The following is a 12,146-nucleotide window of genomic DNA, read 5'->3' as shown; positions in this document are numbered from 1 at the left end:
CATTAATCGAATTCCTGACTCAAGATCTCCAGTACGTCATCTACGGTTTCTTCCTCCAATTCAGTCCGGCGAACCAGATCTTCCTTGCCCATAGCAAGAACACTCTTGGCTGTATCCAGACCGACGCGGTGTAGTTCGTCGAGTACCCACTGTTCGATTTCGTCGGAGAACTCATTGAGTTCAACGTCATCGTCATCTACCGGCCCTTCGGTTTCCCGGAAGACGTCGATTTCCATTCCGACTAATTTACCTGCTAATTTAATGTTCTGACCGCCTTTTCCGATGGCCAGTGAAATCTGATCGGGCTTCAACCAGGCTGATACCCGCTTGTCGTCCTTGTTAATACTCATGCGGCTGATTTTCGCAGGACTCAGGGCACGGGCAATCAATAACTCAATATTATCTGTGAAGTTAATCACGTCAATATTTTCGTTGTTCATTTCCCGGACAATCGTGTGAATCCGGCTACCTTTCATACCTACGCAGGCACCTACGGGATCAATCCGATCATCGTACGATTCTACGGCTACTTTGGCACGTTCACCGGGCTCGCGTACTACTTTGCGAACCATGATCAGGCCATCCGTAACTTCAGGAATCTCCTGCTCAAACAAACGTTCCAGAAAAACGGGTGAAGTCCGTGAAAGCGAAATTTTAGGTGTACCATTGTTCATTTCCACCTTGTGAATAACGGCTTTCGTTGAATCACCTTTCTTGAAGCGGTCACGGGGAATCTGCTGATCGCGGGGTAAGCTTAATTCATTGCCCTGCGAGTCCAGACAAATAATCTCACGACCCAGCACCTGGTATACCTCAACCGTTAACAGTTCACCTACCTGATCTTTGTAACGATAATAGAGCAATTCCTTCTCCATATCCTTTACTTTCTGAATCAGCGTCTGACGAGCCGTCTGCACGATCCGGCGACCGAAGTCTTCCAGCTTCACTTCTTCCACTACCTCTTCGCCAACCTCGAAATCCTTCTCGATTTTCTTGGCGTCCGCCAGTGGAATTTTATCGTAATCCCAAATATCTTCAGAATCATCATCCACGATTTCCCGCGTCCGGAACATTTCCAAATCGCCGTTGTCAGGGTTAATGATTACGTCAAAGTTCTCATCAGTACCGAATTTCTTACGAATCATCGTCCGGAAGACATCTTCCAGAATTTTGATCATCGTCGGACGGTCAATGTTCTTCTCTCTCGCAAAATCGGCGAAGGAAGAGATCAGTTCTGCACTGTTCATCGGTTCGTCATAGTTTTTGTTGGTTTCCAGTCACGAAGCCTTGGTTCATTCCTACCTAACTTCATTAGACTTGCCCGGCTGGCGAAATGCCCACTTAAGGATTATTTAAATGATACCAGCACTTGAGCTTTCTTTATCTCGACATACGGAATAACGAGCGTTACGGCTGGTTCTTTCTTGGTCCCATCCGTGGTAATCGAAATGTCTGAATCACTTACAGTATTCAGCAAGCCGATTTTCTCACTTCCGTCTTTGAACTGAACACGAAGTTTCCGGCCGATATTCCGTTGGTATTGGCGAGTTTGGGTCAGTGGAAAATCAACACCAGGAGAGGATACTTCTAATGTATAAGCATTTTCAATTAAATTCAGTTCCTCAATCTGATGCCCTAATTCACGACTCAAAGCGGCACATTCATCAATGCTGATGCCTGCGTCGCTATCTACCAAAATGGTTATTTTTGACTTGATACGAGACTCACTCACCTGCACATCTACCAGATAATAACTTTCGTCTGGTAATAAGGCCGCAGCCAGCTCTGTAATTTTTTCTTTCAGATTCATACCACATCAGCAGTAGGCGGCTTTCAGGATACGTTTACCCTTCGGCTAAACCTGTTATTTTCAACGAAAAACTCGTATAAACAAAGAAGAGGAGTGATAGGCCCCTCTTCTTTCCGTTGAAATCTAATGCAAATTAACACTTTTTTCTTATCATAAGCAATATTATATTCGTTTTCTATCGAGAGTTTTAAGTTTATCGCCCATTTTTACACGCACTCCAAACAACCTTCATTGTATTTGAAAAAGAGTTCCATGACTTCCCGAAATCATACCGGTGGATTTTTCACCTCTCTTTTTTCTTTGATTACCTATGCTCTCTGTCTTTACCTGATCATCGGGTACACCCTGGGTTATACACTCTGGTGGACGCACTGGATCACTGGCTTTTTATTATTAGTTCTGCCCTGGGTAATGATGATGCTGGCTTTACTGACAGTCTTCTGGTTTTTCAGAAATGTTCGAAAGGCCTGGATTCCCCTTATTTTCCTTCTGGCCGGTTGGCCTTTCTGGCTTCGCACCATTGGTTTCCACACCAGTCATCAGCCCGGGGATCTTTCTCATTCCCTACGAGTTTCTACGTTTAATACCACAGCCTTTGGAGTCAGTGAATACATGGAGAATAAGGATATTCGCCCTTTACACTCCATGCTAAACTGGCTTAAATCTTCAAATGCAGATATCTTATGTTTGCAGGAATACTATAGCTGGGATTATTCGTATTTACCTGACGAATTTAAATTGAACGACCAGCTTCGGACAAGGGGTTATCGGTATAAAGTGATCTTTAAAGAATTGAATTGGTATAGCGGCGATCTTCGGAAAAGCGACCAGGGGTTTTTAGGGCCCGTTTTGTTTTCAAAATATCCCATTGTTAATCAGAGTTACCACGTTTTTGAGAATGCTGGCGGGCATAATGGATTCGTTATGGCGGACATTAAAAAAGATTCGGATACCATTCGGGTTATTAGTATTCATCTCTACTCGATGGGCGTTCGGGTAGGAAATGTAGCTCGGGCCAAAAATTCCAAGGTCGCCAAAGCAGAAACCAGGTCCATTCTACATAAGCTTAAAGAGGGATTCATTGCTCATAATTCTGAGATTGAAGAAGTCCTTAAAATAGTTAAAAACAGTCCTTATCCCGTTATTCTTTGTGGAGATTACAACGAAGTACCTACGGGAATTGCCTACGGAAAAACCCGTCGTTACCTGAAAAACAGTTTTGAAGAGGCTGGCCGCGGATTTGGCTTTACCCTTAATCGTAGCCCCTGGTTTATTCGAATCGATAATCAGTTTCATAGCAATCACTTTAAAGTCTTGAGCCACAAGGTTCGCCGAGATATTAAAGGCTCCGATCACTTCCCGGTTGAAGTAGAATATGCCTATTGATAGTAGATTTCATAAAACAAAAGTCCACTGCACCTTCCTATGCAGTGGACTTTTGTTTTATTAATCATACTGAAAAGACACTCAGCTTCCCTTCTTTACCAATTTATATTCGATGTTTGGGTAACCGCGTTCGCCGCCGTCCGTTGAAGTATAATTCACGAATTTCAGCTTGTAAACGTTACCCGAAGCGTCTTTCACTACGTAGAAACGATCCGTTTTTACGCCCGCTGCCGCTCCTCCAGGCCCTGCTGACGTACGCCAGTTGCTACCAATGACGTTACGTTCTTTCTTGAAAGAAGAGCTGGCAATATTAGCTTCTGCATAGGCATCGTAGCTAACTGTACTGGTCAGCACTTCGGCTGCCTCTACGCCCGCCAGGTAGTTAATCTGAACGAAATCTGAGTAGGTATAAGGAATCGTCTCGGTAGCCTTATACGTCGTTAAGCCCCAAACCAGATCCCAGTTTGCTTTCGTGGGTTCTACAGAAACCGCTTTGGCCTGTGCGAAAGACATGTAGCTAAAATTCAGGTTTGAATCTTTGGTAATATCCAGCGTTTTGAACGTCGTTTCTGTGATACGAGCATATTGCACGGTATAACCTGTTCCTTTGCGAAGCACTCGAATTTTATACCAGGGTTTCTGCGTCGTTCCAGCGTTACCAGGGTTCACGATATATACCGGATTTTCGGCATCCGTAGCAGACACGGCTTTGATGACCGTTTTACTCAGATCACCGTCGATGTTATCTACCAAATCAAACGTGCCCTGCCCCGTTCCTAAAATTAATACGCTGGCTAGAGCGGTAGTATCGGCGGCGGTTACCTGCGTTAAATCGGTTTTGGTTAGTGCTTTCGCGGTAGCTCCAGTCGTAGCATTGAGAATTACGCGGAAGTCCGTTCCGTTGTAAAACCCTAAATCCCAACTATTGCGAGCTACAGCCGTCTGGCTATTCGAGCTAAAATCAACGAATACCGAGTTAACCGCACTGGCTCCCCCTGCTCCACCGTTCAATTTCAGAGCTGAACCGCTGGAAATGATGGAAGAGAACTTCAGTTTTTGCGTAGCGGTAGCACCATTTATGACCGAGTTATTCGCCGATTTAATGGTGAAATCAATCGTTTCTGAACCCGTCAGGAAAATGTTCGCCACTTTCGTAACCTTGATCGAAGCTGTTTTACTGTTCGCTGGAACCGTTACGGTAATCGAGTTATTGGTTGCTGCCGGGGCCGTCGTAAAATGCGTGCCATAGGCAACACCCGTTGGGGTTAGGTCCACCACTACATTGGTAGCCGCCGTTACGGCACGATCCAGATTTAAATGAACCGTAACGGAAGAAGAATCTGAAGAAAAACCTTTTTCAGCCGATTCAAACTGAACGGTGTTATCGGGCAGCGGAGGTTCGTCGGTTTTACAGGCCGGAACCAATGCTGCCATGCTTACGACGAATAATAGAGATAAAAACTGCTTCTTCATGAGCTTCATTGGGTTTTAAATAGGAGGAATTTTGATGTGGTCACTAGCTTTTGATGAGGCGTTAGTTGCTCCAGTTAAAGGTCAAGCCTAAGAAGTACGAACGTCCATAACTCTGAGGTATCGGACCGCTACTGCTGTGAGCACTACCAGAATCAGTAGCGGTATTATTGAGTCGGGTTACATCGAGGATATTTTTCACCCCGGCATTAAGAGTCAATACGCGGAACAAAGGCTTACTGATGGAGAAATCCATCCAGTGAAAAGCAGCCGTTTCGGCCAGTTTCACACTGAGATCGGCGGCCGTCTGGTAACTGGTACGTTTTCCGGTGTATTTATAGAAGAGATTAAGTTTGGTATGAATGCTTTTGACCGTGTAAATCAGGTTTGCATTAATTTCAGAAGCCCAGTTGAATTCGGGAATGCGGGCATCTGTCGAAAGCTGATTGAAACGACCGATGTAAGAGTAACCCACAGAGCCTTGCAGATCTTTCCATTGCAATACCGTATTCAGGGTTCCTCCAGCAGTTTTGAAACGGTCGATATTAACCGTACGCATGATGCGAGGATCAACCGGATCATTACCGTAGGAAATCAGATTATGGAAATCGTTATAGAAAAATCCCGGAACCAGATTTAGATAACCCGCTTTGCTACGCAGCATTTCCCAGGAAAATGATCCATTAAAGCTGTTCGAGTATTCTGCTTTCAAATTGGGATTACCCTGAATGGAATGGCTGGCATCAAAAAAATTGAAGTACAATTCCCGCAAAGCTGGCGACCGAAAGCCACGTGCGTACGAAGCCCGAAAGTCCAGTTTTTTCGTGAGGGCAAACTTGGTATTAATGGAAGGAATGACGGGCGGAGCCTGATACACGGAGTTATGAATGAAGCGTAACCCGGGTCGAATGACTATTGCTTCCACGGGTTTCCATTCCGAAGAAACGTAAAAAGCCAGATCGGTTATTCCATCATTCGCTGAAATTCGGGCTCCAGCGGACTGATCACGATTCAACTCTACGCCCGGCTGAAACGACCACTGATTATTCAGCCGATATTGAGCCGTAGCCCGGAACATGAAGTTATCGAAACTGGCTACGTCCTGTTCCCCTTCCCCAAGCGAAAGCGTCCGGCGACCTGTGTTTAAATCAATTTGAGTCGTTTGGGTACGGCGGCTGTAATCCGTATAGGCGGCTATGGCATTCAAACTCAAACGGTCGTTAGCCTTCCATTCGGCTTGCCCCTGATGCATGAGGCGTTTGGTAATGAAGTTCTGGTCACGAGCGACATTTGTGTTAGCATTCGCTGCTCCCAAAGCCTTGATGTTTTCCTGTAACCCATCCAGCCGATAGCGAATGCTGAAGTTATCGTTCCGGTAGCCGAGGGTTCCATTCCCTAACCACTGATTTTTAGCCTGCCAATCGGGCGTGCGGGTTTGAGAATATCCCTGCCAGCCACCAAAATCATTGCGGCTTCCGCCTACGGACGCAAACCAGCCTTTTCGTTGCCACGTTACCCCAAAGCTATTTAAATGCGAACCTTGGCCCCGGCCTAACTCGTATTCTTTCCCCACACTTTCTTCCTGCACCCGAGCCATCACAGATAATTTCTCAGCTCCCGGTTTTTTGGTAATAATATTAATAACTCCCGCCAGTGCATCTGAACCATACGATACCGACATGGGACCTTCTACGATTTCGATGCGAGCAATGGTATTAATATCAATCTGATTGAGGCTTTCGCGGGTGTCACCCCGGTCAAGCATGGGTACGCCATCCAACAGAATTTTGACGTTACGACCCGTCATCCCCATCAACTGAATGTCGGACGTGCCCAGAGCCATGTCATTGGAGAAACGAATACCAAGCTCGGTATTCAAAACCCCCACGAGCGAAGTAGCCGCCCGGGCCTGAATTCGTTCCAGATCGATGGTTCGTACCTGAAAAACGGATTGCTTGAGTGACTGAGGCTCAAATTGGCCCGTTACAACCACTTCCTGAAAATTTGTATACTCGGTTTTGAGTTGAATATCCAGCGTTTGGGTTTGCCCTCCTTCAACTTTCACGGGCAATTCAAGACTACTCATCCCCACCCGACTCACCCGGATTTTGTAAGCCCCGGGTTTTAAGTCTTTGAAAAGATAACGCCCCTGCTCATCAGAAATGACACCGTATGCAGTGCCTTTCACAACGAGGGAAGCCGCCTCAACCGCCTCCCCTTTTTCGTCGGTTACTTTACCTAACACACGGCCCGTTTGAGCCCAGACGTGACCAATCGTCAGGCTAAAGAAGAATACATATCGAATGATTGAATGGACAGCCACGGAGGTACGAATTGAGCAAATTATATTTATTTAGATTTAATCTAATTTCATACAAAGGTAAAAATGATTTGGAACTGACAAGAGTTTCCTAAAAAATTTAAGATTACTGGTAACAAAAAAAGACCGCTCGCTGAGCGGTCTCCGATGGTCCTAAAGCCAATACCTATTGACCAACAACTAAACTATGGGTGGGCCTCCAGCCATTCTTCTCCATTTTCATAAATCTCTTTTTTCCAGATCGGTACTACTTCTTTCAAAGTATCAATCACCCAACGGCAGGCATCGAAAGCATCTTTACGGTGTGGGGTGGCTACGGCAATTACCACCGCAATGGCTCCGATTTCCAAAACGCCTTTGCGGTGAACAATAGCAATTTTTTCTACTGGCCAGCGGCGGGACGCCTCATCTGCCAGTTCCTTCATTTTCTTCACCGCCATCGTATCGAAAGCCTCAAACTCCAGTCGAACGACTTCTTTGTTTTTATTATGATTCCGAACGGTGCCAATGAAAACATCAACGGCCCCGGCCCGCTCGGATTGAACCGCGTCAATACAGCTCTGAACCTCAATAGGCTGATCGGTTATTTCTATCATTTTATTGCTATTAATCGTTGTTGGTTGCTAGCGATCAGTGTCGAAATTAGAGGTAAGCCCAAAGGATGATCCGTCTAACACTGATCTCAAAACTTTAAACCCCAAAGGCTATCCTCCACTCACGGGGGGAATCAGAGCAATTTCATCGCGTTCGGTCAGTACTACATCCGTTTCAGCATAATCTTCGTTTACCGCTACTAGCAAGGATTTCAGTTCAGCCAGTGAGGGATAGTCCCGGCGAATCAATTCTAATAAATCCTGCACGCGGGCACCTTCGGGAAGCTGGACGCTTTTTTTTGAGCTTCCCATAATATCACGGGTAATGCCGTATAAATGTATTGTCAATTCCATATTTCAAAGTTGATAAAGCTTCGGGAACAAGCGAGGCTTTTTTTCGTTTATTTGTATAAGATGTCAACAACTCACCCTCTCATTTATGACAACCACGGGCGGCCCATCCAGTATTTACGACTGGCGGTTACCGATCGTTGCAATCTTCGCTGCTTCTACTGCATGCCCGAAGAGGGTATCCCCTATCTGCCCAAAAAACAACTGCTGAGTTACGAAGAAATGTTACGCATTTCAACCGTGCTGGCAGGCTTGGGCGTTCGGAAAGTTCGTATTACGGGTGGTGAACCTTTCGTTCGGCACGATCTAACGAAGTTTCTCTATCAGTTATCCGACATCGAAGGTATTGAGGAAATCGCCATTACTACCAATGGTGTTCTCACTCAAAAATACATTCCAGACTTAAAAAAAATAGGCATTAAAACGATTAACCTCAGCCTGGATTCGCTGGATCGGCAGCGATTTTATGACATTACTCGTCGGGATGAATTTACCAAAGTAGAAGCCTGCCTATACGAGTTACTGGAAGCGGGCTTTGAAGTAAAAGTCAACGCCGTGGTCATGGAAGGCCGTAACATTGAAGACCTGATTCCACTAGCCCGGCTTACCGAGAAATATCCCGTTTCGGTTCGATTTATTGAAGAAATGCCTTTTAATGGCGAAGGTTCCCATTATCCTATTCTTCATTGGACTTATCGTCGAATTCTGGATCATTTGAAAACTGAATTTCCTGATATTCAGAAACAAATCGATCCGCTCAATTCTACGGCTTATCATTACCAGATTCCGGGTTTTGAAGGAAACATTGGCATCATCGCCGCTTTTTCCCGGACTTTCTGCGGCACCTGCAACCGCATTCGAATGACGGCACAGGGAACGCTGAAAACCTGCCTTTACGACGATGGGGTAATGGACGTTCGGGATTTGTTACGGAAAGGTATTTCGGACGAAGAACTTACACTTAAGTTTATTCAGGCCTTCCGAAATCGGCCCAAAGATGGATACGAAGCAGAACAGTTGCGAAGCACTTCCGTCCATGAATCCATGACCACCATCGGTGGGTAATTTGTTCCTGCACTTCCAACATTTCACTACACAATCACAAAAGATCATTTATAGCTTTGGTTATTATCCGTAACAGCCATGAGAGAATTACATGATACCTGTCCCTGGGTCATTATGATTTGCGAGGGAAGTAAATGCAGCCGACTCCAGAAAGATCTGCGACGCACCTTTAAAAGTGAACTGAAAGAGCGAGGTCTGAAGCGGGAAGTTGAACTAGTGGAGATGGAATGTACCAGTCGCTGCAAACAGGGTCCCGTAATCGCCATTCAGCCCGCTAACCTCTGGCTTGGCGAAGTCCGGGAAACCAACGTACCTCAGATTATTGATGAAATGTTTCGGGAAGAACCCGCCTGATGATTTCTTTTTTGAAAACCAGACTTTCACTAAGTCTGGTTTTTTCGCTTTCTCAGTTTCCCTTCACTTTCAAGCTGGCAAGATCTTTTTCACTACCTTTCAGGTCGTTACGCCCAGTCACCTTGCCCTAATACCAGATAAAATCCTTCGCATTAAATTCGTTTAATCCCGCGGCTGATTTTTAAAAATCTGAGTACATTGGTGCCCGTACCCCAAACCATTTATTTACCGCCTTATTGCCCTAAAACTCTATGAATTTCAAACGCCTTAAACGTATTTTTTTACGAGTATTCGCCCTTTTCTTCGTTCTAGGGCTTATACTAATGGCGGCTATTTATAGTTACAGGGATCGGATTTTTGACCGTATCAAGCACGAAGTCAGTCATCAGATCAAGGGCAACTTTTATGCGGATAACTTCAACATCGTTTTCTGGGAAGGCGGCGTTCCGGGCTTAACCATAACGCTGGAAAACGTCAGGCTTGAAGATTTAAAACACGATCTGCATCATGTTGATTTTCTGACCGTCCGGCAGGTACGCGTTCGACTTGACCTAATCGATCTTTTCCGGCGGCAGGTTCAGATTCGCCACATTCGTTTGGTAGATGGAACGGTTAATGCTCTTAAACTCAAGGATGGTTACGCCAACTGGAGCATATTTGAGCCGAAAGATCCCGCTAAAAAAACGGCTCAGGCCCGAAAAAAAGGTTTTCTGGTAGATATTAAGCAGGTTCGCCTCGAAAATATTCAGGTACACTTCGCTGATTCGCTTCATCATAAATGGTACGGTGGTTTATTCAAAGACATCGTCTGCCAGATTTCCCATAAAAAAATCAGTTCAAAATCGGCGTTCGGGGACCTATGCATCTGGATGGGCTGGCCTTTAATCCCAATAAGGGTAGCTTTGGTACCAATCAGGAAACGGAACTCAAGCTGAACCTTCGCATTGATACGGCTACTCGAGTCTTAACCCTTGAGCCTTCCCGCCTGGTTTTCGAGAAAAAAGATACCCTGCGGGCTCATGGCCGTTTTCAGTTTTTTGTGAAACGTCCGCCGAATATGAATATCTATCTTCACCTGAATCGGCTTCCACTTACCAAAGCTCTCGACTTAATGCCCCGTCAGTTGGCAGCGTCCATCGGGAAATTTGAATATTACCCGGAAATTGAAAGTGCTGTTGTTCGGGTGAACGGTTCGACCGGAGCGGGCATCGAACCCCAAATTGACGTTCGCTTTGCCACAGGACCGGGCCGTTTTGAGTCCAAGCTGGGTTTATTAACGAATCTGCGGGTAAAGGGGCATTTTACCAATCATGCCAGCGGTTCACTCCCCACGGGTAATGAAAATTCCCGAGTATTTTTTGATGAATACACCGCCAACTGGGACGATGGTCTGCCCGTCAGTGGCAAGATGATTATTCATAATTTCATTAAATCCAGAGCCTATATCACCGCCCATATTGATACCGATTTTTCAAGATTAAACGATAATATCAACGCAAGTAACTTTGTACTTGAAAACGGTAAAATTTACCTCGATGCTCAGTATAGAGGGGGCGTTGTAAACGTTATTGACCCTAAAACGGGTGATTTATCAGGCTTATTAACTGGTTTTGTGAAAGTTGAAAACGGCAGTTTTCGTTACCTGAATCGTCAGTTGATTTTCGATCAGTTAAACATGAAAGCCAGCTTCAATGAAAAAGATTTATTGATTCATCACATCAACACACGTCTCAACAAAAGTCCGTTAACGGTGAAGGGGCAAATTAAAAGGTTAATCCCTTTTCTTACCTCCTCCAATGTTCGGTTGTACGCTAACGCTTCTATTTATTCGCCTAATTTGAACTTCAATGCGATTAAAATTATGCCTTTGAAGCCCAAAGGCTCTGCTCTGGCCCGGAAACAAGCCCGCAAGCAGTTAATCGCTAAAGTAGATCGGATCATTGACCAGTTAGAAACCGATATTGATGTACGATTTGACCAATTCCAGTATCGCCATTTCAAAGCCAGTCAGGTCAGTGGAAAGCTTAACCTGACGAATAAAAAAATGCAAATCAAGTCATTGGCGATGAATGCCTTTAGAGGAAACTTCAATTTCAATGGTCAAATTGATTATGTGCAGAGCAACCCTGCTCGACTGAGTGTGGCCTGTGCTCTGCGAAATACCAATATTCAGGAGCTATTCTGGGCTTTTGACGACTTTCAGCAACAAACCATTACGCATCGAAACATTCGAGGCTTATGGAATTCGGAAGGGAAAATTGAAATGAAATTACGCCGGGATTATACCCCAATTCCGGGTACGTTTTCAGGTTACCTTAATTTCAACCTTCGGAATGGGGAATTAATTGGTTTCAAACCTATTAAAGGCATTCAGAAATTCATCTTTAAAAATCGGGATTTTGACCATATCAAATTTGCTCCATTAACGAGTCAGTTCCGTTTTAAAGGACGTGAAATTGAAATGGATAAAATGGCCATTGAGTCAACGGCCCTGACCTTATTTGTTGGAGGAACTTACAGCTTTGGAAATCAGACGGATTTATTCGTTCAGATTCCTCTGCGTAACCTTCGCAAACGGGATAAAGATTATGAATTGGTGCGTTACGATGAAGAACATACGCCCGGCTGGACGCTCAACTTAAGGGCTAAAGACGAAGGTTCAGAAACAAAAATCAGGCTGGATATTGGTCAGCGGGTTCGTCATCGCAAAGCTAAACGTCAACTTCAGGAGCTTTCCGAAAAATCGAGTCAAATCCCTTAGTTTTAAAGTAAATCTTCAGAAAGTCAGGGGTTTCAG

At 45.0% G+C, this 12,146-nt stretch carries 11 protein-coding genes; 5 read left to right on the top strand and 6 right to left on the bottom strand.

The genetic code is table 11. From position 1 onward, the window contains the following. Positions 1-2 precede the first annotated feature (2 nt). Positions 3-1,247, bottom strand: a complete 1,245-nt coding sequence (gene nusA, locus BWI96_RS03535; RefSeq protein WP_106635309.1) for a transcription termination factor NusA — start codon at positions 1,245-1,247, stop codon at positions 3-5. Positions 1,248-1,348: 101 nt separating this feature from the next. Then, positions 1,349-1,810: a ribosome maturation factor RimP gene (rimP, locus tag BWI96_RS03530; RefSeq protein ID WP_106635308.1), complete on the bottom strand. Its 462-nt coding sequence runs from the start codon at positions 1,808-1,810 to the stop codon at positions 1,349-1,351. 237 nt (positions 1,811-2,047) lie between these two features. Here rimP and BWI96_RS03525 point away from each other — a divergent pair, with 237 nt between their 5' ends. Then, positions 2,048-3,196 (top strand): endonuclease/exonuclease/phosphatase family protein, encoded by a 1,149-nt coding sequence (locus tag BWI96_RS03525; protein WP_157830200.1) that lies wholly within the window; start codon positions 2,048-2,050, stop codon positions 3,194-3,196. 81 nt (positions 3,197-3,277) lie between these two features. Here BWI96_RS03525 and BWI96_RS03520 read toward each other — a convergent pair whose 3' ends face one another. From BWI96_RS03520 to BWI96_RS03505, 4 genes are all read right to left on the bottom strand, one after another. Continuing rightward, complete coding sequence (locus BWI96_RS03520; protein WP_106635359.1) at positions 3,278-4,669, bottom strand: HmuY family protein; 1,392 nt, start codon at positions 4,667-4,669, stop codon at positions 3,278-3,280. Positions 4,670-4,730: 61 nt separating this feature from the next. Further along, positions 4,731-6,989, bottom strand: coding sequence for a TonB-dependent receptor (locus BWI96_RS03515; protein ID WP_232793556.1), 2,259 nt, complete (start codon positions 6,987-6,989; stop codon positions 4,731-4,733). 182 nt (positions 6,990-7,171) lie between these two features. Next, complete coding sequence (locus BWI96_RS03510; RefSeq protein WP_106635306.1) at positions 7,172-7,582, bottom strand: molybdenum cofactor biosynthesis protein MoaE; 411 nt, start codon at positions 7,580-7,582, stop codon at positions 7,172-7,174. A gap of 108 nt (positions 7,583-7,690) precedes the next feature. Beyond that, positions 7,691-7,933: a MoaD/ThiS family protein gene (locus BWI96_RS03505; protein ID WP_106635305.1), complete on the bottom strand. Its 243-nt coding sequence runs from the start codon at positions 7,931-7,933 to the stop codon at positions 7,691-7,693. Between the two features lie 60 nt (positions 7,934-7,993). On the opposite strand from BWI96_RS03505, the gene moaA reads away from it, so the two are divergent. The 4 genes from moaA to BWI96_RS03485 all read left to right on the top strand — a co-directional run bounded on the left by moaA (position 7,994) and on the right by BWI96_RS03485 (position 12,110). Next, a complete protein-coding gene (moaA, locus tag BWI96_RS03500) occupies positions 7,994-8,995 on the top strand; it encodes a GTP 3',8-cyclase MoaA (RefSeq protein WP_106635304.1) in 1,002 nt (333 codons plus the stop codon). 78 nt (positions 8,996-9,073) lie between these two features. Beyond that, the gene (locus BWI96_RS03495) at positions 9,074-9,349 is read left to right on the top strand and encodes a (2Fe-2S) ferredoxin domain-containing protein (protein WP_106635303.1); all 276 of its coding nucleotides are present in this window, start codon (positions 9,074-9,076) and stop codon (positions 9,347-9,349) included. A gap of 251 nt (positions 9,350-9,600) precedes the next feature. Then, complete coding sequence (locus BWI96_RS03490) at positions 9,601-10,284, top strand: AsmA family protein (protein WP_106635302.1); 684 nt, start codon at positions 9,601-9,603, stop codon at positions 10,282-10,284. After that, positions 10,209-12,110: an AsmA-like C-terminal region-containing protein gene (locus tag BWI96_RS03485; RefSeq protein WP_106635301.1), complete on the top strand. Its 1,902-nt coding sequence runs from the start codon at positions 10,209-10,211 to the stop codon at positions 12,108-12,110. The genes BWI96_RS03490 and BWI96_RS03485 overlap by 76 nt, the downstream gene beginning before the upstream one ends. Positions 12,111-12,146: the final 36 nt, after the last annotated feature.

It is taken from the genome of Siphonobacter sp. SORGH_AS_0500 (assembly GCF_002838835.1).
Classification (GTDB): Bacteria; Bacteroidota; Bacteroidia; order Cytophagales; family Spirosomataceae; genus Siphonobacter.
This window is presented reverse-complemented; position numbering and strand designations above follow the sequence as displayed.